This window comes from Nocardia sp. NPDC050712 (assembly GCF_040654295.1).
Lineage (GTDB): Bacteria > Actinomycetota > Actinomycetes > Mycobacteriales > Mycobacteriaceae > Nocardia.
On sequence record NZ_JBFAHT010000005.1, the window covers coordinates 516,583 to 536,415 of the forward strand.

The following is a 19,833-nucleotide window of genomic DNA, read 5'->3' on the forward strand; positions in this document are numbered from 1 at the left end:
GCTCTCGGTCGAGGAGGTAACACGGTCTGCCCCGGGAACTGCGGGCATCGAAAGCTGGGTCTGTGGGCTGGCGCAGTCCGCCGCCCCGGTCGCAACGTGTGTCACGGCCAGCCGGCACAGCAACTGTGGTGTCTGCTCACCAGCGGTTCCTCCAATCTCAGTGGAGGCGTGCAGTTCTGAGCCGTTAACGCGGGCGGCCGGTGACCCCTGTCGAGAACGACCTGGCCGTCGCAGGCTTCCTGCGGCTATTCGAAGATAGGTTCAGCGATGGGCGCGTCGATCGCAGTAGCAGCGGGATTAAGAACGAACCGGCCGGATCCTGCTGGAACGGAATGAGCAAGGACCTCGTCGTACCGTTCCTGCCACCGGGTACGGGTCGACCAGGTCACGTTCTGCATGTCCGACAACGCTGGAAGTGCCGCGTCGCCGGGGTTGGCGCCAGAGAGATCAACGTCTTGAAGCACTGCCGCGGAGAGATTGGTGCCGGACAGCTCCGCATCGTTCAAGACCGTCCGCACCAAGACCGTGCGGATTCGCGCACCTGACAGGTCCGCGAAATCGAATCGCGCATCGAATACGCGTGTGCCGCGCATATCCGCGCCGGTCAGTTTCGCGAAAGGTGCCAGCACCGAAGACATGTCAGCTCCGATGAGGTCTGCCCCCCGGAGGTCGGCCCTGGCCAGGTCGGCGTTCTTGAGACTCGCTCCGCTCAGCCCCGCGTCGCGCAAGTCGACATCGGACAGGTCCGCGCCGTCCAGTTCGGCACCGTTGAGGTGCGCTCGATGGAGATCGGCGCCTGTCAAGATCGCGTCGATCAAGATGGCATTGCGCAGAATCGCACCGGTCAGCTTCGCGTGGCTCAGGTCGGCGCCTCGGAGGTTCGCGTCGGTCAGGTCGGCGTCGGTCAGATCCGTGCCACGAAAATTCGCGCCGACTAGGTTCGCCGACCTCAGGAGCGCGCCTTCCATTGTCGCGTTCTGGAAGTCAGCGCTCGACATGTCCTTGCCGGACAGGTCGGCACCGGCCAGGCTTTCGCCGGACTTGTCCGCTCCGGCCCAGTCCTGATCGGAGGATCCGGTCGGCAAGGGACGGTTGGCCATCGCGGCCGCGATCCGGTCGAGAATGGTGACCGGGCGGGCGAGCACCCTGCCGCGGGGTCGTCGCCAAGTACGAAAGATCGACGTCAACGCCCCACCTCCTCGGGGCTGGCCCCCGGGAGTTGTTCGGCGTCGGGACTACCTCCCGTGACGCCGGTGTCTTTCCCGGCGGCCAGTGAGCTCAAAGAGAGGGTGCCCGTCAACCCCAGCGCAATTCCGGCTTTGGGGTCTGCGATCCATCCCACGGCGGCGAGCATGCCCGCCAGTGCGGAAACCGCAGCTGAACGAAGCAGAACATTGCAGCACAGCCAAAACCGGAGCGTCGGATAGCTTTCGACGCCCTTGGCGCGTTCTGTCTTGGTCAGCCACGGCCACCGATGTTGCTGACTGCTGAACTGCCACAGCTCATACAGGGCCGCCGCCAATGCTGCCGTAGCAGCCGCGCCGGTACAGCCGGCAACGAACTCCACGTCCACTGGTCAAGTATCGGCCAAATGACTTGTCTACGTGGGTTGTCCGCGAAGAGCTGCTGGTAGCCCCGCAGCGTGAGAGATGTCTCGAGCGAGGCTGCGGGCCCAACCCGACCGGCGCCGAACGTCGTGAACAGTCACTCCTGGGACCCGCCCCGTCGCAGCACATCCCTGATCTCGTTGAGCCTGGCCGTCGCCTCAGGAGGCAACGTCCGGGGCTGGGCGGACGACCGCAGGGCCGTGTCGATCTCGTCGAGCTTGGCCGTCGTCAACACCGTTGCCCGTGCAATAAGCGATTCCGCGGAGACGGTGGTCAACCAGGTGCAGGAGACAGCGTCCGGATTCGGGAATCCGAGTCGTACCACGCCTTGATACCGAACCCCCTCAATCGTACCGATCTGCACCTCGATACCCAATCCGTCGATATCGATGCCTGATGCCGGCACGATCTGCAACGCCTGGAAGCCGGACGATTCGTCGCCGTCGAGCAACACCACAGCGCGCCGCTCGCCGAACTCGGCCCACCAGACTTCTCCGCACGCCGCCTCCTCCGAGAATCCCACCGCCAACCCTAATGTCATGCCGGACCACGTCCCCGAAGGCATTGAACCGCTCCCCGGCACATGGACGACGAGTTGAGGTGGTCGAGCCTTTGCCGAACGCACTGTCATGGCCGATTATCGAGGTGGGCGTCGAACAAGTGTTGATACCGTGCATGGGTTTGGCGACGACGAAGGGCCGTACATGCCGGTGATGCGGCGATTCTGGATCGAGTTCGAGCGGGGCTACCAGCGGACCCTCTGGTGGCTCGCGCCGTATGCTGGCGTCACCGGATACGACGAGCAGCACTGTCTGGAAATGGTGGCGGACCTAATCACCGACGGCGCCGAGTTGCCCCCGGTGCGCCGCATCATCCCGGACATCGTGGTTGACGAAAACCTGCCGGTGAATGTTCGGGCACTCGGAGTTCCGGTATGGCCGGGTGTTTGGTACCCGCCGATGAACCTGAAGTACGGACCGAACTTCACCCGACTACCACCGTGGAACTCTACTCGAAGTACCGAATAGCCATGCGATCACGCAGGCAACCGTCGAGAACACGCCTCTGCCGGTGCATTCTCGTGTCAAACGACTGGCCTGGGCTTTCCCGAATGCCCGCTTTGCCGCGACCCGCGCGGTCGGGAAAATCCGCACATGCCGCGTGCCGCGCTGTTCGAACCGGCCAGGAGTGGACTCGGTCGGGGCACGCACTTTCGGCTGATTCGAGGGGTTTCCCTTGTTAGAGCGAAGACTGCACGCGCAGGCCGGATCGCACCGCGACAGCACCCCAGCGCACGAGTATCCGCTTTGCCGAAGACCGTGCTGGAATTAGATCAAGGCCGGGTGCAGGCATGTTGGCGATCGAACGAGCCGGCGCTTCCGGTGCCGGTGGGGAGGTTGCGGGTGGCGTCCGCGTATGCCTCGCCCGGGGTTGTCCCCTTGCCGAAGCCCACGATCGGGAACCCCGCGACGATCGCGAGCGGACTCGTCACGACTGCACCGCAGCCGTTCGCGAATGTCACGATCATCCGGCAGTCGATGATGCCTTGACCCTTGCACGCTCGGTCGGCGGCTCGAATGGCGTCCGCTTCCGTCGGGTGGTTGACCGAAAACGCGTAGACGTTGCCCCACACACTGAGGGATGCGGCGCCCCAGTTGACTGGGTCGGCGGCGGCGGGCGGTGTCGCAAGAACGGCAGCGGCGCTCATCGAGAGCGCGGCGGCCGCAAAGGATTTTTCGAACATGTGGCGTGCTTCCTCTGCGCGCCGACCAGGGTGCGGCGACCGCATGGAAGATACCGCAGCACATGGGACTCGAGATCGCCCCAAGTCTTGGGGGCACGGCAAGGACCGTCCCGAACTGCACCGTGCGTGACGGATCTGCCGAAACCGATCTAGTCGCTCTTGGCTGCGGCGGATTCGGTCCTTGCCGATCTCCGTGTACGCACGAGCGCGACAGTTCGTCCGCCGACGATGAGAATCCTAGGCGGCTCGACGGGGTCTACCAGGTACCAGGGCTTTTCACGTCCCATGACAACCGGATCTGAGGTTTGGTCTGCAATATCACAGGCTCGTCCGTGAGATCCCGAAACCACAGCCGCAGACCTTCGTATTCAGCCGGGCCTCTGTCGATGCCGAGTCGGTCCACTCGGCGAAGCCGGCCCAAGTATGTGTGCTCATGCTCGCCCGCGTAGATGCTGACGTAGGCCTCGCCGGCCACGGGGTCCAGGGAGAACAGAACGGTCTGCGCTCCTCTGGTCAGCCGGAACGAGTGCAATCCGATAGGCCAGACGAGATCATCGAACTGCCGTGTCGGCTCGTCTTCGAAGAGCCAGATGAGATCGGCGAGCTCGGGAATCTCCATGCGTCGACGGTAGCGGCAGGTCCGGGTTGGGAGTGCAGTGGCAACCGACGTGCATGGTTACCGGAGGCGCTCGAGGTTCCGCGGCGAAAGCTCTCCAGCTCCCGGAGGTGTCGATCCGGGGATGAGCCAGGGCCAGATAGCGAGGGTGTCAGAGGGTGTCAAAGAAGTGTCGTCGCACGGCAGCGGCGAGTTCTCGATAGCCTATGCCGAAGGTGTAGGCGGCAGCTTGGTAGGCGCCGATGGCGGCGTGCAGGTGATCGGGTCGGTCGCGCGCCTCGAAATAGGTTGTGAAAGCTTGGTACTGCTGGATGAGTTCGGTTGATCCAGGGACTCCGGAGACGGTAGTCAGAGGTACTCGCCGATCGTTCGCGATCGCGCTGAGCGCGACCGAGTAGTTTTCGAGTTCAAGCGGTGGCCTTTGCTCGGTTCCCAGACTGGCCGATCCCTGCTGAGCCCAGTCGATAGCGAGCAGCCCAGCGTGTTCGAAGGCGACGCGGGCGCACCAGTAGGCGAACTCGCGTTGCCGCTGGGGATCCAGTGCCTCGATCAGGTCCAGGACGTCGCGGTCGAATCCGGAAATGTAATAGGCGGGAACGAGTTGCGCCAAGACTGGACTCGGGGCCTGCCACCCCAGTTGCGGGTGCTTGCACGAGCAGCCTCGGCTTCAGGACTATAAGTCGCCACTTTGACGGCAGTGACGTCTGATTCGTGCACGTAAACGTAGGAATCATCGAGTGGCGGCGCTGGGTTCACCGGTCCGGAGGCGGCTCGGTCGAGCTTGACAGCGGTAATGGACTGTGGGCTGGGTGCGGTTGTCGCCCATATGCGCAGGCGATGGTCCTCGGTCGGTTCACTCACCTCCATTCCTCGCTGTCGGTCCCGGCCACGGGCGCTCGCGCGGACCCGATAGGTTCCCGGCGGTAGCGGCGAGAACTGTTGGGCGAGTTCGCCGTCCATACGCATCACGTGTAGTTCGGATCGGGATTCGATCGAGGCTTCCTCGATCACTTCCCAGGTGTGGTCATCGTCAGCGCCGGGCGCGGTGTCGAGGAGTTCGATCAGGAGGTTGACCGGTCCGTAGGCGACGCCGGTGATCACGGTGATGAAACCGGGCCCGGTTTCGAGGAGTTTGCCCTCGGCGGTGACCGCGAGAGTGTCGGCATCGATTGCGCCGACAGTGAATTGGGCATGGTCGGCGAAGACTGTTCCGGTCTGCTGTGTCATCGTCATGCCTTCACATAGAAAGGATCGCTATCAAGGACACGGTTCTTGACATAGAACCACGAGCTGATCCCGCCCGCGCGACGGTTCTGGCCGCTGTCGATGAAGCACACGCTGGCCCGCGATCAGCCGGCGGTCGGAGCATCTCACCTGCCGCCGCCTACCTATGCTGATTCTCTTGCTGCTGCGGAAGCGCGCTGCGCGAGCGAAAGATTGAGATAGCGGGGTTGAACGAGCATGGGTAGGTCCAAGACATCAGAAATGCCGGCCGCCTGACCCCGCACCGAAATACCGGCTGTCGGAGACGATCCCGTAGTTCTCGTTGTCAGCTCCGGGTGCCTTTGCTCTGGTGTCCCGGGCATTCGCGGTCTGCAGCACTCCATCTTCGTCATCCCGGCATGCCTTCAGGCGGGATACGTTGTCGGCCTGTAGGTTTCCGGTCGAGGCGCGTCCGGATTTCGTTGCGGATGGGCTGCGCGGGTAGCGTCGCCCGCGCAGAGCTCGGTCGGAGGGGATAAGGCATGGTGGTGTCGCTGGGGCGGTGGTGGCGCTGTATCACCTGCTGGCGCGTGGTGAGCTTGGTCTTAGTCGCATTACCGCGGGTGTTTGATGCGCACTTCCCGGAGCTGCCCGACAGTGACGCCGGGGCGGACCACAGCGAGGCCGCGGTGGTCCTCTCGGAGACCGTCGTCGGGGTGGGCTACCTGTCGGCGCGGCCGCTGCTCGAGCAATTGCTCGTATTCGTCATAGAGTCCGGCCTCGTGGTGCTGCTGCCCGCCGTCGTCTTCGCGTTGCCGCGCAGACATGTCCGGCGCGGAACACGCTGGGCCGCAGGAATTCTGGTTGTTCTCGGCACGGTAGACGGATATCTCGGGATGAAGGCGCTCGAGCACAACGACACGGCGGGATGGGATTTGCTGCTCCCGTCGCCGTTCTATCTGCTGGCAGCGGGCGCGCTGGTGCTGAGCCAACGGCAGCACCGGCCCGAGGCGAGCGAGCCCGCGGCGAGCTAGCGTGGCGACGACACAACCGGCAGCTGGGTGTTGCCACGTTTTGTGACAGCAGCTCGGCGCCTCCCGAACATCCGGTATTGCAGCGCGTTCCGCGGACGTCCGCAGCTGCCGATTTACGTGCGGCCTGGGGCAGGCACCAAAGGCCGGTCTTGGCGTCTGCCCCAGGCAATGCTCGAGGTAGGGGTGGTCTATCCGATGACAGTGAACGTTCTGGGTGTCGTCCGGGCGGAGCCGTTCTCCTGCGATCTGCTGTGTGGCCGTGATCGAGTGGGGTCCAGGCACGAGCGGTCGCGTAGTCACCGGCTCAGGACTCCGTCGTTGTGTCGCATGCGCCGTGTCGGGCGCCGTTGATTATGGTGCTGGGTCGTTGGATCGCTGCAACAATTCGAGGATGGCACCGATGATGTTGCCTGGCTCGGTGTACTCCACTGTGGATCGTTCCTCGAAGGCGCCGTTGGGCTTGCGCACGACGATTGTCTCGCTCTTCCGGATACCTCCGGTGGCGATCAAATACATTCCGTACACGCAGGCCAGCGCGATCATGCCGACTTCGATTACCGGGAGCTTGGCTTTGGCTTGGTCGAGCGCGGCGACCACTCGATCTTGCTCGCCGGGTTCAGCATAGGAGGATGCGAGCACCATCAGCGATGCCCGGTCCAGCAATGCCTCACTGCCGGTCAATTGACGCAGGATATTGGTGACCGATTCTTCGCCACCGTGCTGCGCCAGTTCAGCGCGCATTTCATCGGGTGTGCGGTCATCAAGTCGTTCGCCGAGGTAGTAGCGCACCGCTTGGTGGACGCTGTCTCGGTCGACATCGCGGGCGTTGAGCACGTCCGCCAGCGTCTGGCTCATCGCCAATCTCCGTTCAACGTCAGTGATCGGGCCGACCACTCGGGGATGCCTGCGGCGATCGCCTCGTCGCTGGCCTTGGACAGGCACGCGGCCAGGCCTGAACCGCCGCCCGCGAACAGCTTCATCGCGCGTGCAACGACCGACAGGGTGTCTTCGGCGACGACGTCCCACTGCGGGGCAATGTACGTCCGTAATCCAAGGGGGCGCAAGGCATTGTAAAAGCCGACGTGATCGCCCGCGCCGACAACATAGGTGGCCGCTGTGCTGCATGCGGTACTGAACAGGACTTTGGGGGCGCGCGCGAGCCGTGCGCTGTCGCGCCAGCCGAAACGGTGTCGGCGACCGACGGTGCTGTTCGCGGCCACCGAATGGGCCAGTGGCAAGACGCCGCCGGCGGCGATCATGAATGCGATCGTGGAGTCGTCCGCGCTGGTGAAGCCGTGGCACAGCACGGCCGCCATATCAACAGATTCGAGTAGCTCGTCGAGTGCGGCCCGGTCGCAGTCGACGCCCGCGCAGACGATCGGGTTTGTGGCTCGCTGCCGGACAGCGTTCACGAACCGGTGCATCGACTCGGTCACCGCGGGAGGGTCGGCAATCCGAGGCACGACCGCGACTCCTTCCCGCCATTGACGGTACCGCGGGGGTGCCTCCGAGACGCTGCTCAGCGCGGCGGTCCAGCTGGGTTCGTAGGACGAAGTCAATCCGGACCGGCCAGCGATGACGTGCCACGGCAGCTGGCCCCAATCCCGGTGCGGGATGATCAGAAGGTGGTCGCCTGGCGTCAGATGCTCCGAAATGAGATTTGTCATCCAGGCGGAAAGGTCGTGCCAGCCAGGCATTTCGAACGGGTCACCTCGCCGACCTGCGTGCCAGTTGGAGATGCGATACCCCCACCGCTTCGCGAGCTGGGGGAGGTGGATGTCCGGCATCGGCCGCAGTTCGCAATTGACGTTGCCACGGTGATCGATTGTTGTGAGGATTGCCGAGTTGTGACCGTCTGCCGTGAACCATTCGATGACTGCGACGCGTCCAGTAGGTGGGGCAAGCCGCGCCACGACGGTGTCATCGAGTCCCGATTTCTTCATCTGTCGCTCGAGGTCCGGCAATCCGTGCAGGCTCAGTTGGCGAGCGGTGATGCCGCGGCCGAGTTCGGCGATCATTCGGATATCGGCCGTGCCCAACCAGCGGCGGCTCTGCTGCCACCAGCGGCGAGGTGGCTGGTCCAGCATTGCCGTGGAGGCCAGCGCAGCCACCGCTGGAGCAAGATCTTCGCCAGAGTTCATCCCGGCCTCGAACGTAGCGATATCCCCGACCGTCGATGCCACAGCGACGAGCGCCTCACGAAGTAATGGACGGGCCTGTGTCACCTCGCGGGCCGCAATGGCGTGTGCGGCGAGCCGCAACAACAGCTCCGCGTTGTTCCCCAGGCCGTGCCGGAGCATGTAGTCGCCGAGCCGTACCCAGGCGGTCCGAGCGCGGCTGGTGAAGTAGGTCTCGCTGAAACGCGCGTGAAAGAGCAGCGCCAGAAACCCTGACGGTGGGTCGTGGTCGTCCTCGGAGCGGGTGAGGAGAAGGTCGACATCCTCATAGATGTCGAACAGGAATTCGTGGGCCGCCCAGTCCGTGTCGGCCAGTCCACCCTGGAACGCGGCGAGCGCTCCGATGAGTACCGTCAGAGGATCGGTCCAGCGGTCGATCCTCTGGACCCGCCGCAGGTGCTCCACCGAAGGTGTCTGGCGGGCCTGCGCCTGCACGAGCATCAGTTGCGCGGCGTATCGCGCGGTATTCCATTGCCGTGCCGGATCGATCGTGGCGATTTCGAGGGCTTCCAATCCGTATCGAATTGCCTCGGTATGCATCCCGAATCGGCTATTTGTCATCGAGAGCGATTCCAGTAGCGGTGGCGAGGGGGTGTGGTCGCGTTCGTAGGCCTCCTCCAATTGCCGCAGTGCTCGCAGCGGCGCGCCGGCTTCCCTGGTCAGGCGTGCTCGAAGGACCGCCAGATTGAGCTCATCGTCCGGTTCTGCGACGGGCTGGCCGTCGGCAGCGTCGAGCATTCGAGTAGCGGCAGTGCGTAGGTTTAGCTGGCGTAGAGCTGTGACGGCCAGCACGAGCGGTCGTGCGTCGCCGTTGAGGTCAGCGGGCGTGATTGCCTCGCCGAAGGCGTCTTTCAGGATCGTAAGGACCGCGGCGGGCCGGTGCATCTGAGCCAACCGCGTCGCGTGCCAGATTCTGATCTCATGGACATCCGGATCTGTTGCGGTCGCAGCCATCGCCGCAACCACCCGAGCGAGATCACCAGCCCGATGAGCGTCGACCAGAGGTTGCGTCAGCGGCTCGAGCGCCGCAGGACTGGATCCTCGGTCCAACATCCCGAGCAGCACATCAGCAAGCTGGTCCACTGGAACATCGAGCTCGAGGCCAGGGATCGGCCCGGCCAGCTCGGTGTAGCCGAACTCGTCGAGGACACTGTCCATCGCCGCGACGGCGGCCGCAGTCCGCGGCGTGATCTTCCCGCCGTCCAGGTGCCAGTGCAGGACAACTGCCTTGGCTTCGTACAGCGTCAGAGGGTGCGTCAGCCGCCGGACCCGATCGATGTCGAGCATGACCCTGGGTAGAACATTATCGGTGTCGCTCACTTCACCTGTTCGTCGCATTACCTCAAGCAGGAGAAAGGAGCAGGCCCAATCTGCGGTCACGGATTCGACCGGACCTGATCGGATGTGAAGGCTCGCCCGGACCGCCGAGTCCTGGTACCGACCGATGAGATCGGTGAAGTCCTCGGGTGGTCCAGATCGTCTCAGATGGTCCTCCAGCAACCCCACCGAGCGTCCGAGCACGGGCGGGCTGTCGACGTAGTCGCGCAAATCGTCTTCGAAGTTTCGACCGGAGACATCGTGACGACCCCATGCCTCCAGCATCGAGATCCAGACGATTGCTTGCAGCAGCGCGAAAGGCTGGATCCGTTCCTCCACCGACTGGCGTTGCGGGGGATCGTCCGCTGGGTCGGTCGCTTCTCCGATCAGGAGTGACGGGACGATGTTCAGGGTCGCGACCGCGATCGCCGCCCACACCGAAGGAGTGAACCCGCGCCAGTATTTGTAGAGATACTGGAGGTCATCGCGGCTGTAGCCGCCGACAAGACGCTCGGGCTCCGTATCGACGGGGCCGACGCCCAACTCGAGCGCCGGCGCGACCTCGGCGATCCTGCTACGAAGGATTTCGGCGACGATCGTACGGAGCCGATCGAGCTCGCCCACGATCTCGACACCTGCGACCGGCCCGTCGATTGCCTCTCGAACGATATGGTCGAGCGCGTATGAGTCGACGTGGTCGCCGGCGAAAACCCATGCCCGCTCGCTCTCGAGCGCATGGAACACCACAGTCGGACGCAGTGCGACTTCGCACCCCGCATCGCAGCGAACAAAGTCCAGCTGACCATTGAACAGCGCGGTAATAGCGACGACGTCGGACTCACGTACCACGTTGGCAGCGCCCGAACTCGGAAGCGACGACACGGACGTCCCGCACGCGCAGCTCGTCACATCGATCGAATCCTGTTGACCGTCAACCGACACAACGGCCTCAGCCAGCCTGGGAACCTGTCGGGGAGGACGCTGTCGATCCTCCCGAAACCAATCCGACGATCAAGGCCGATCCGACCTCCGTCGTGACTGTATCCATGACTTCCCTTCCCGCACAGATACATAGCCGATTCTACGGCAGCGAAGTTGACCGGTGGCATCTTCCGGCGACGAAATCACCGGACCGGGAGTTATTTCGGCGCGTCCAGGCCGACGCTGTTTTCATGGAACACCGGGCTGTTCATAGTCAGGGTGAAGGTAGAAGTTCCTGCGGCGAGAGCGCGACTGAACCGCAGAAGGTGTTGTTCGTCGACCTCGTTTCGCCACAATGGAATTCGTGTGACGGTGGCATGGCGCCACGGTGCGGCCACCGTCGCGCAGATGTCGAACCGGGCGAGCACGTCGGTGACTGATTGCGCGGTGCTTGCGAAGTCTTGGCCGGGAATGACGTAGACGTGCAGTGAATCGCGCAGTTGTGGCCATCCGAGGACGCTGGGGTCGAAGAGGTTCGCACTGTCGAAGCCTAGGTGTGTGGTGACGCAGCGTGGTCCGGGAATATCCGCACACGCCGCTGAGCGCTCGCCCGGTGGCCCGGCGCTGGCGCCGCGTTGGAACGCACGCTCATGCCGAATACAGGATGGTTTTGAAACCCGCCAGTATCGAGAATCGGACGATTTCGCGGCACCACCACGTGGATGTAGAGCGGACAGAGATGCGCTCTACGACTTCACCGGCCGTACCAGCAAGCGCACCGGGCCCAGCGATGGTGTGGTCGGGAGGTGACTATCCCGACCTGTATTACCGGCGGTGGGCGATGGGTCCGATGAACAGGGGCTGGTCCAGCATGTCTGCGGTGAACGACACTCCAGTGACCTTCGCCGCCAGGGCGAAGGCTCTCGGCACGCCGGTGCTGACGCTGATGTCCCAGGCGTCCGCATGACTCTCGGGTTCATCTTCATCGGCGTCATAAATATAGTCATCATCGGTCATGTCCAGCTCCATGCCCAGCTCACGCATGTAGTCGTTGAGCCGGTCGGGGTCGCAACCCCAACGGATATGCGGGTACCACAGTCGGTGGCCGGTCACGATCGTCCCGTCGACCGCGTACTCGAGGCTGTGCACGGCGTAGTCGTGTCGGGTGATCGCCAGGACCTCACAGTCTCGCGATAGTTCCGCCAGCGTCTTGTGGTCAGTCATCCACCACCCGTACGGTTCGATGGCCACGCTCCACTCACCGGCCCGAAACACGCCCACGTGACCGCCGCCGTCCCCGCCGCCAGACGTGAACTCGACAATCCTGTCTTTGAGCTCTTCGAAGTCGGACTCCTGGCCGGAGTCGTTGCCGTTGCTGAAGCGGCGCACCACCTCTGACGGGTCCAGGTTCCGAACAAAGGCGATACTGAAGATCACGCCCAGCGGGCCCGCTTGGCTCTCGGATGCGTTGAGCCACTGAAATGGGGCCAGGGGATCGGTTGTCGCCATATGGGTCATGGTGGCAGACCCCACCGACAACCATTCGATCGTCGGAACGCCTGATCACTGTCCTCGGCGCGGGCTTCCCGTGGCTCCGTTGACGTCCGACAGGCTCGCCGGCCTGATCCGCCGGGGTCAGCAGATCGCCGGACTTGCTACCACTGGCGACCAATCTTGCCGCGCGGGCGAGGTGGCCCTCGGCACCGAGCGCATCGGATTGACATCCGAGACCGCCCGAATGCCCGGAAATGCCGCGGAGCGCGCGATCCTGAGAGCTGCGGCGCTGGCCGACGAACGCCCTGATCTGCCGACGAGCGTGCGACCGGTGGCGGCACCGACTATCGACCGAGATCTAGCCGAGACTCAAGAACAGCATGAGGGCGACTAGCCCGGTGAATCCGACCGCGTGGCTTGCTGGGTGGCCCTCCGTCCAGATGATCGCCACTCCGGCGCAACCGTTCATCAGGGCGATCGCGACCGACACAACCCTTTTGCGTGTAGTCAGCCGTTTCCGCGGACTATCAAATAGGGAAAACATGACCAGCCCAACGGCCACGAGGATGGTCACTCCGGCCAGTCGGCTCACAACCAGATCGCTCCAATTCTGACTGAAAACCAACCTGATCATGACAGCCAGGTACAGGCCGACAACGACGAGCGCGGCCCCCCTTCGATATGTTGCCCATCGCTGGCGCGGTTGGGGCACAACATATTCCGACCGTTCGGTACTCACGGGGAGAGCCTATAGCCCTTCAGGCCGCACTACCTAGTAATCCAATGCACACACATGCCGCTGTGCGCGCTGAGCGAAGCGGCCATGTCGCGGTGACCGGCGGACCCGAGGCGCTGCGGCTCGGAACGCCCGACTCTGCCGATCTGCGTACACAACGATGGAGGCCGGCACCCTACTGCCACCCATGCCGGTCGGCGGGGTGACGTGCTCTCGTTGGGCTCGAGCGACTCAGGGGTCGAACCGAAACTGGTCGAGGACTCGCGGGTCGCCCAAAGGGGCGTTGGTAAGACACCAAGTGTCGAAGTCGTCTCGGCGGTAGCAGGATTCGGCGGCGACGAGGCGTATTTGCGCTTTCCTCGGGTCCATCCACCAGACGAGGAAGTCTGTGACGGTTCCCTCGGTGGGCCATCTGCCGGCGCCGTCGGGAAGCAGCAGTACATCGACGAATCCTTGAGCGGGCAGGCCCAGGTCGATGACGATGACGATGCCGATCGTGCCCGGCCGTGGGACTAGAGCAACAGTTCCGGTCAATCGTTGCCCGAGAACAAGGTTGGCACGCACTCGCGCCCAGACGCCTGGGTCGTCGCTGAGGTGATCCCAGTTGTAGGGAGCGGACAGACCCTCCTTGTTGTTCTGTTCGGGCACGCCGGTGAGCTTATCCGTGGTGACTCAGCGGGCACGAGTTCGGTGCACTGGTTGTTGTGCACCTTGCGCCATATCTGTTACTCCCGAATCGGGCGGGTGCCTTTGACCGTTCCGGTCCGGGTACTTCACCCTTACCCGGTGGAACCAGATGACCTTGTAGAGATCGACCTATCGACCGACGAGCGTCGACTGCTGTGGTGGGGTTTAGGCGAATGGTCCGGCCCGGCCAACTGCAGTGAGGCGCTGGCGATCGCGATGGACTTCGACGGCCGGGCCGACCTCCTCGAACAGGAACGGCGGTTGCGTTCGGCGTTGGAGGCCGGAAAAGTGCTGAGTGCGCGGGATTGGCGGCGCGCATTGTTGGCCACCGAGTTCGTCTTCGCCAGCGACGTCTTCGGTTCTGGCGTGGAGTGGTCGATCACTACAGGGCTCACGGACGAGGAGACTGTTCGTACGCTTCGCCGGTTACAACGCAAGTTCGCTCGCGCGCTGCCCGGTGTGTTGTATGGCCGTCGTTGACCTTGGATGTCCGCACATGCCGCATATGGGTCACTTCAGACCGGGCGTGCCGCTGCCGGGCGAACGCACCATCATGCCGACGAGCGTGCCTCCCGAGGTGCTGGTCCCATCAGGGGCAAAGTGGCCGACCGGCCATCGACCTCGTACGCCAGTGAGATCGACCATGCACAACTTGAGCGGGCCGGGTCATCCGGCTCGGTTACCATCGACGCCAGTAGCATCCTCTGGTGGCATCACCCTCGATGCTGTGGAGGTTATACGTTTGTTCCGGAGGCGTCGTCGGGTTGTTGTGGAGGGGGCGGCATTTGGCTGCTGTCGCGCCCGGTTTGGTAGCTGATGTTGCCTGAGCCAGTGACACGCATTGTCTGTGCTACCGGCGTTACCGTATTGCGCTCGCCCACGACACGGGCGTCGGTCTTGCTGTCCGGAGCTGGCGCGTCGGTCGAGGAATCCGGTGGCGTGCTACCAGGTGAGTTCTGTCGGTAGTACAGCCACAACGTCGCGCCGAGACTCACCGCGGTCAAGGCGAGGACGAGGAGCCACATCCATTGCGAATGCTTGTTGTTGGTCGCAAGGTTCACGACTACGGTTAGCGCGGTTGTGGCCACCGTCGTCGCTGCGGTTGGAGCGAAGACCCGAACTATCATGCTCGCTGCCATCGCAGCCCCCACTCACCTGGGATCAATGTGTTGCGGGCGATATCGACCGCATATGTGTTCAGCTTAGAGACTGCCTCGGTATGCAGGCACGAAATCGCGATAGCGTTTGGTCCGATCGATGCAGGGCTCTCGTGGAGACGGGCTATCGTGCGAGTAGCTACATTGCGTGACCGGGTTCCTGTTCTGCGGCTTCGTATTCGGCCCGGGAACAACTGATTCCAAGGGTGGACGCCATGGACGGAATCGACGAAGCACCTGAACCGTCAGCGCCACGCATCGATCAGCAAGCGACGGTGACCGGCGAGCACAACCTCACCGTTCAGAGCGCTCGGGATGTCTACGTCCTCCAATCACACCTGCAGGTACCTGCGACCCGCACTGGTACGTCCTCGCATTGGGCGGACCTTGCCGAACAAGTCAGCGACGATGGCCGACTACCCTACATCGCGGAGTTGGATCCCTATCGCCTCGGCGCCACACCCAACCGGTTCGGTGAAGTCGGGCGTACTGGGTCGGATCCCTATGTGCCACGGACCGCCAACGAGGTCGACGAGAAGTTGCGCGCAGGGCTGTCCGAGGGCCGAATGGTGCTGGTGATCGGCCCTTCCAAAGCCGGAAAGACCCGAAGCTTGTTCGAGGCCGTACGCAGCGAGCTACCGGACGCCAGAGTCTTGATACCAACACCGCAGACGCTCCATCGGGTGCCGGGGCACCCCGAGTTCGCTAACCGTCGCCGGATGCGTTGGGGGATCAGGCGACGCGGCGAGACCACGATCGTGGTATGGCTCGAGAATCTGGAACGGTTTCTGTCCAACTCCAATCCACTTACTCTGCAACTGCTGACCCTGCTGCAGGGCCGGCGGGGGCGGACCGTCGTGGTAGCGACGCTGCGTAGCGAAGCGCGCGACCGGTTGCGCCGAGAGCCCGGCGCGATGACCCACGACGCTCGCACGGTGATCGAACAGGCGAATCGAATAGAACTGGATCCCACCAGTTCTGACCCACAAGAACACCAGTCGGCGTCCGCCGCGTACCCCTCGTTGCAGCTTGATCGCTACCGGAACCGGGGATACGGGCTCGCCGAGGTGTTGGCAGGCGCACCGGAGCTGCTGGGTTTATACGATGACTCGTTCATCACCGATCCCGCTTTGCGTGCGGTGCTTCAGGTCTCTGTCGACTGGGCCCGTATCGGTCGGTCGGGACTCATTCCCGAACCGATTCTGACAGAGCTCGCTACGAGTCTCTGCGAAGACCTGCGACCAGACCTGGATGCCCGGCCTGCCGACATTCATGACGCAATCATCGCGGCTCGAACACCCCCCGAAGGCGCCGGTCGAGTTGCAGCACTCCTCACCGGATGGTCACCCGACCACATCCGGGGATACTGGCCGTTCGACTACTTGGTTGCGGCGGACAACGGTGAACACGGGCGGGAGTACCGGCCGATCGCTGAGGAATTCTGGCATTGCGCTACCCGTGATGCCGACGCGGCCAGCCTGGTCCACGTCGGTATAGCTGCTCTCCTGCACAGAAACGTCAGCCGCGGTATGGAATTCACCCGGCGCGCCGCCGATGCCGGAATCCCCGCTGCCATGATCAACCTCGCAAACCTGTGCCACCTGCAGGGCGACTGCACCGAAGAGGAGACTTGGTTGCGCCGCGCCGCCGCCGCCGGCGTGCTGGAGGCCCCGCAGAATCTTGCGGTTCTGCTCAACGAGCGAGGCCAGATCGATGAGGCCGAATCATGGTGGCGGCAAGCGGTTGCGGTCGGCGATCTGTCCGCCATGGTCGATTACGGCGTCTTTCTGGACAACCGTGGAGACACAGACGAGGCCAAATCGCTATGGCAGCGCGCCGCCGACGCTGGAAGTTCGTCGGCGAAGGTTTGTCTCGGAACCTTGGCTCACAGGAACGGTGACACGGATGCCGCAATATCCCTGACAGCCGAAGCCGCCGCTGCCGGAAACACCGTTGCCGCGCACAACCTCGCGAAACTTATCGAAGATATTGCCCCGAGAGCAGCCGCAATTTGGTACGGCGTGGCCGCAGACAACGGGGACCGCGATGCCGCGTTCAATCTCGGGGTTCTGCTGAACAAGCAGGGGATTGTCGAAGGAGCCGAGTCGGTCTTCCGTTCGGCAGCCGAAGACGGACATCTCGAAGCTATGTTCAACCTGGGAATTCTGCTGGCGGATCGAGGCGAACTCGCTGAGGCCGAACAGCTTTGGAGTCGCGCCGCCGACGCAGGGCAGCCCAATGCCGCGTTCAACGTAGGAGGAAGCCTCTACAGGCGCGGCGAAACCGCCGCAGCCGAGGCAATGTGGCGCCGCGCTGCTGCTGCGGGGCACCGGAACTCCATGTATAACCTCGGCATACAGCTCAACGCACGCGGCGAAGCCGTCGAGGCCGAGTCTTGGTGGCTGCGAGCCGCAGATGACGATCAAGCCGACGCGTGTTACAGCCTCTGGATACTGTATCGCGACCGCGGAGAAGACACCGCGGCCGAGGACTTCTTGCGCCGTGCCGCCACAGCTGGACATGTGACAGGCATGTATGAATTCGGACTACTGCTTCGAGATCGGCACGAGTTTCGCGAGGCGGAGACGCACTGGCGTCGCGCCGCCACCGCCGGCCAAATGCAGGCGATGTATCAGCTCGGGCAGCTGCTCCGTCTGGAGGGGCGCGATGAGGAGGCGGAAGTCGTCTTGCGTGACGCGGTTGCCGGAGGTCAATCAGCAGCATTATTCGATCTCGGGGTCTTACTGGCCGGGAGGAATGAGTCGGCGGAGGCCGAAATCTGCTTTCGTCAGGCTGTGGATGCCGGGCATGATGTTGCCGCCCGCAATCTCGCGCATCTTCTGGTCAGTCGTGGGCAGATCGGCGAGGCGGCCGAGTGGTTGAGATTTGCGGCTGATACCGGCGATCCGCAGGCGATGGTCAATCTTGCGGTCCTGCTCGGCAGTCTCGGGGAACACGATAAGGCCGAAGCGTGGCTGCGCCGCGCCGCAGGGAGCGGCGACATGCTTGCGGCGGCCAAACTCGCGATCTTGCACGGTCAGCGCGGAGAACTGGAACAGTCTCAGCAATGGTGGCGGCGAGCTGCCGAACTCGGTGACCTCGGAGACCTGATCGACCTGGCATCTGTACAGGACCTCAGTGAGGACTCCGACCAGCCCGAATTTCTCTTCAGTCGAGTCACTTTTGAACATCCCCAGGCCATGTCGAGCATGGCGAACATACTTGCCGCCGGAGGGCATACCGAAGATGGCGAACTCTGGCTCCACCGCGCCGCGGACACCGGTGACCTGGCCGCCATGACCAGCCTCGGCCTTCTACTCCGGAAGCGGGGCCTGCTCGAGCGAGCAGAGCACTGGTGGCGCCGGTCCGCGGAACAAGGCGATCCTGCGGCCATGTTCGAGCTCGCGAATCTCTTCCACGGGCAGGGAGACGTTGAGGCAGCACTGATCTGGCGATATCGGTCTGCGGAGGCTAGAGAGCCAAGAGCGCTGGCATTCTTCAGATTCTCGTCCTGAACAGACATACCGCTGGGTTGTACAGTCGGCGATGCCGAGAGCCGGGTCGACTCGGCTGGTCGAACGCACTGACATCACCGTAAGACGTTCTGCATCGCATCATTCTGTCCAAGCTGACTTCAGTTAGGGCGAGTGAGCGCTAATGCCGCGACCCGCGCGATTCGAAGCGGCCTGAGCGGGTGTGTGGAAGATCAACGAGCCGTGCGACTTACGGTTGCCGGCAGTGCGCGCTGATGCCGACGAACGTGCATCACCCAGGGGGCTGACTCGACACCGCCTGGGGGCTAGGCCCGAGCACGCTACTATGTAATGAACATTCGTTCATTACATAGAGGGGGAGGTGTGGCACGCACCGCTGAGCAGAGCGCGGCCATGACCGCGGCGACACGGAGCACAGTCCAGACCGCGGCCGTGCGCGTTTTCGCCCGGCACGGGTACGCCGCATCGGCCATCCGCGATATCGCGATCGAAGCCGGCGTCAGCATCGGCACGATCTACCGCCACTATCCGACCAAAGATGCGCTGTATGCCGACCTGTTCGACCAAGCGCTCAACGGCCTCGTCGCCCTGACCGAGGAACTGTCCGGCCCGGGCAGCCCGGTCGAGACAATCCAAAAATTCACCGCCCGATACCTGTCCGGCCTCACTGCCGATGACGGCGCCGCGGAGTTCATGATCGTCGTCAACCAAAGCGTCACAGCCGGTGTACCGGCCGCATCGACCGCTCGACTCCACGACGCCCACCGCGTGATGTGGCGCGCTTTCGAAGACCTGATCCGTCGCGGCCGAGCGGCCGGCGAGTTCGGTCACGGTGATCCGGCTCAACTCACGATCTGCTACTTCGCGATGCTCGGCGGCCTCACCTCGATTCGGGTCGCCCTGGGTGCCGAGTTCGCGGCCCCCGACGTCGACGTCGTACTCAAATTGCTGACAGAAGGACGCACCGGATGATCGAGATCGAACACGGCGACAAGCTGGGCGAGAGCTACCGGCAACGGATCACCGAGGTACTGGTGCGGGGCTTCGCTGAGGACTTCGCCTACTTCTCTTCCGACCCAGAGCAATTGACCGCGGCGTTCGGGCACATGCTGCTGCTGGAGCGTTTTGTCGTGGCCTTGGCCGACGGCGAACCTGCCGCCATCGCATCGGTCACCGCTGGCGATCAGGAGTGCTTCGCACCCCGACCACGGGAGTTCCGTCGCCACCTCGGGGTTCGCCACGGGACCATCAGCTACCTGATCGTGCGCTCGCAATTCCTCGGCGCACCCGAAGAGGCACGGGAGGGACTGGCCGAGATCGGCTTCGTCACTACCGTCCCCGCCCACCAAGGGCGTGGGGTGGGTACCGCGCTGATGCAGCACGTTATCGCTCTTCCCGGCTACGACGAGTTCATCCTGCGCGAGATCAAAGACACCAATACGCCCGCGCTCAGCCTCTACCGCAAGTTCGGCTTCACCGAATACCAGCGACGACCCGTCCGCTTCGCGCGCCGCGCAGGCTTCAGCCACTACCTCTCACTCCACCTGACGGCCTAGTCAGGCGCGCGGCGAAAAGGCTGGCTGACGGCGAGCCGAACAGGCCGCTGCGGCGTGTCGAAGATCCACGGGCAGGGCATCGTACGACGG

General features: G+C 63.7%; 18 protein-coding genes. 7 read left to right on the top strand and 11 right to left on the bottom strand.

Annotation, left to right across the window (positions count from 1 at the left end; translation table 11 throughout):
* Positions 1–245 precede the first annotated feature (245 nt).
* The 3 genes from AB0H76_RS35210 to AB0H76_RS35220 form a co-directional block, all read right to left on the bottom strand.
* Positions 246–1,187 carry a pentapeptide repeat-containing protein gene (locus AB0H76_RS35210; protein ID WP_357331403.1) on the bottom strand — a complete coding sequence of 314 codons (942 nt, stop codon included), beginning with the start codon at positions 1,185–1,187 and terminating at the stop codon, positions 246–248.
* Positions 1,184–1,573, bottom strand: coding sequence for a hypothetical protein (locus tag AB0H76_RS35215; protein ID WP_357331404.1), 390 nt, complete (start codon positions 1,571–1,573; stop codon positions 1,184–1,186). Before AB0H76_RS35215 ends, AB0H76_RS35210 begins: the two co-directional genes overlap by 4 nt.
* A 131-nt stretch (positions 1,574–1,704) precedes the next feature.
* Positions 1,705–2,130 (bottom strand): hypothetical protein, encoded by a 426-nt coding sequence (locus AB0H76_RS35220; RefSeq protein WP_357331405.1) that lies wholly within the window; start codon positions 2,128–2,130, stop codon positions 1,705–1,707.
* 106 nt (positions 2,131–2,236) lie between these two features.
* On the opposite strand from AB0H76_RS35220, the gene AB0H76_RS35225 reads away from it, so the two are divergent.
* Positions 2,237–2,635, top strand: coding sequence for a hypothetical protein (locus AB0H76_RS35225; RefSeq protein ID WP_357331406.1), 399 nt, complete (start codon positions 2,237–2,239; stop codon positions 2,633–2,635).
* Between the two features lie 305 nt (positions 2,636–2,940).
* On the opposite strand, the gene AB0H76_RS35230 is transcribed toward AB0H76_RS35225, so the two are convergent.
* The 4 genes from AB0H76_RS35230 to AB0H76_RS35245 all read right to left on the bottom strand — a co-directional run bounded on the left by AB0H76_RS35230 (position 2,941) and on the right by AB0H76_RS35245 (position 5,200).
* On the bottom strand, positions 2,941–3,351 hold the full coding sequence (locus AB0H76_RS35230) for a DUF4189 domain-containing protein (protein WP_357331407.1): 411 nt from the start codon (positions 3,349–3,351) through the stop codon (positions 2,941–2,943).
* Between the two features lie 256 nt (positions 3,352–3,607).
* On the bottom strand, positions 3,608–3,970 hold the full coding sequence (locus AB0H76_RS35235) for a hypothetical protein (RefSeq protein WP_357331408.1): 363 nt from the start codon (positions 3,968–3,970) through the stop codon (positions 3,608–3,610).
* A gap of 148 nt (positions 3,971–4,118) precedes the next feature.
* Entirely contained in the window at positions 4,119–4,577 is a 459-nt protein-coding gene (locus tag AB0H76_RS35240) for a hypothetical protein (protein ID WP_357331409.1), read from the bottom strand.
* Positions 4,517–5,200: a hypothetical protein gene (locus AB0H76_RS35245; protein ID WP_357331410.1), complete on the bottom strand. Its 684-nt coding sequence runs from the start codon at positions 5,198–5,200 to the stop codon at positions 4,517–4,519. The genes AB0H76_RS35240 and AB0H76_RS35245 overlap by 61 nt, the downstream gene beginning before the upstream one ends.
* 512 nt (positions 5,201–5,712) lie before the next feature.
* On the opposite strand from AB0H76_RS35245, the gene AB0H76_RS35250 reads away from it, so the two are divergent.
* Positions 5,713–6,204, top strand: coding sequence for a hypothetical protein (locus AB0H76_RS35250; RefSeq protein ID WP_357331411.1), 492 nt, complete (start codon positions 5,713–5,715; stop codon positions 6,202–6,204).
* A 351-nt stretch (positions 6,205–6,555) separates the two neighbouring features.
* On the opposite strand, the gene AB0H76_RS35255 is transcribed toward AB0H76_RS35250, so the two are convergent.
* From AB0H76_RS35255 to AB0H76_RS35265, 3 genes are all read right to left on the bottom strand, one after another.
* Entirely contained in the window at positions 6,556–7,059 is a 504-nt protein-coding gene (locus AB0H76_RS35255; protein WP_357331412.1) for a hypothetical protein, read from the bottom strand.
* Positions 7,056–10,640: a CHAT domain-containing protein gene (locus AB0H76_RS35260; protein ID WP_357331413.1), complete on the bottom strand. Its 3,585-nt coding sequence runs from the start codon at positions 10,638–10,640 to the stop codon at positions 7,056–7,058. The genes AB0H76_RS35255 and AB0H76_RS35260 overlap by 4 nt, the downstream gene beginning before the upstream one ends.
* A gap of 804 nt (positions 10,641–11,444) precedes the next feature.
* On the bottom strand, positions 11,445–12,128 hold the full coding sequence (locus AB0H76_RS35265; RefSeq protein ID WP_357331414.1) for a DUF6461 domain-containing protein: 684 nt from the start codon (positions 12,126–12,128) through the stop codon (positions 11,445–11,447).
* A gap of 7 nt (positions 12,129–12,135) precedes the next feature.
* Here AB0H76_RS35265 and AB0H76_RS35270 point away from each other — a divergent pair, with 7 nt between their 5' ends.
* Positions 12,136–12,507: a hypothetical protein gene (locus tag AB0H76_RS35270; RefSeq protein WP_357331415.1), complete on the top strand. Its 372-nt coding sequence runs from the start codon at positions 12,136–12,138 to the stop codon at positions 12,505–12,507.
* Between the two features lie 573 nt (positions 12,508–13,080).
* Here the strand turns inward: AB0H76_RS35270 and AB0H76_RS35275 are convergent.
* Entirely contained in the window at positions 13,081–13,497 is a 417-nt protein-coding gene (locus AB0H76_RS35275) for a hypothetical protein (protein ID WP_357331416.1), read from the bottom strand.
* Positions 13,498–13,635: 138 nt separating this feature from the next.
* Here AB0H76_RS35275 and AB0H76_RS35280 point away from each other — a divergent pair, with 138 nt between their 5' ends.
* From AB0H76_RS35280 to AB0H76_RS35295, 4 genes are all read left to right on the top strand, one after another.
* Positions 13,636–14,016, top strand: a complete 381-nt coding sequence (locus AB0H76_RS35280; RefSeq protein ID WP_357331417.1) for a hypothetical protein — start codon at positions 13,636–13,638, stop codon at positions 14,014–14,016.
* Positions 14,017–14,908: 892 nt separating this feature from the next.
* A complete protein-coding gene (locus AB0H76_RS35285) occupies positions 14,909–18,208 on the top strand; it encodes a tetratricopeptide repeat protein (protein ID WP_357331418.1) in 3,300 nt (1,099 codons plus the stop codon).
* Positions 18,209–18,550: 342 nt separating this feature from the next.
* Positions 18,551–19,159: a TetR/AcrR family transcriptional regulator gene (locus AB0H76_RS35290; protein ID WP_357331419.1), complete on the top strand. Its 609-nt coding sequence runs from the start codon at positions 18,551–18,553 to the stop codon at positions 19,157–19,159.
* Complete coding sequence (locus AB0H76_RS35295; RefSeq protein ID WP_357331420.1) at positions 19,156–19,743, top strand: N-acetyltransferase; 588 nt, start codon at positions 19,156–19,158, stop codon at positions 19,741–19,743. Before AB0H76_RS35290 ends, AB0H76_RS35295 begins: the two co-directional genes overlap by 4 nt.
* Positions 19,744–19,833: the final 90 nt, after the last annotated feature.

What these genes read in the sequence shown, in the direction of transcription:
- AB0H76_RS35255 (WP_357331412.1), bottom strand. Translation starts at nt 7,059, where the DNA reads ATGAGCCAGACGCTGGCGGACGTGCTCAACGCCCGCGATGTCGACCGA.
- AB0H76_RS35265 (WP_357331414.1), bottom strand. Translation starts at nt 12,128, where the DNA reads ATGGCGACAACCGATCCCCTGGCCCCATTTCAGTGGCTCAACGCATCC.
- AB0H76_RS35295 (WP_357331420.1), top strand. Translation starts at nt 19,156, where the DNA reads ATGATCGAGATCGAACACGGCGACAAGCTGGGCGAGAGCTACCGGCAA.
- AB0H76_RS35225 (WP_357331406.1), top strand. Translation starts at nt 2,237, where the DNA reads ATGGCCGATTATCGAGGTGGGCGTCGAACAAGTGTTGATACCGTGCAT.
- AB0H76_RS35230 (WP_357331407.1), bottom strand. Translation starts at nt 3,351, where the DNA reads ATGTTCGAAAAATCCTTTGCGGCCGCCGCGCTCTCGATGAGCGCCGCT.
- AB0H76_RS35245 (WP_357331410.1), bottom strand. Translation starts at nt 5,200, where the DNA reads ATGACGATGACACAGCAGACCGGAACAGTCTTCGCCGACCATGCCCAA.
- AB0H76_RS35270 (WP_357331415.1), top strand. Translation starts at nt 12,136, where the DNA reads ATGGTGGCAGACCCCACCGACAACCATTCGATCGTCGGAACGCCTGAT.
- AB0H76_RS35285 (WP_357331418.1), top strand. Translation starts at nt 14,909, where the DNA reads ATGGACGGAATCGACGAAGCACCTGAACCGTCAGCGCCACGCATCGAT.
- AB0H76_RS35235 (WP_357331408.1), bottom strand. Translation starts at nt 3,970, where the DNA reads ATGGAGATTCCCGAGCTCGCCGATCTCATCTGGCTCTTCGAAGACGAG.
- AB0H76_RS35250 (WP_357331411.1), top strand. Translation starts at nt 5,713, where the DNA reads ATGGTGGTGTCGCTGGGGCGGTGGTGGCGCTGTATCACCTGCTGGCGC.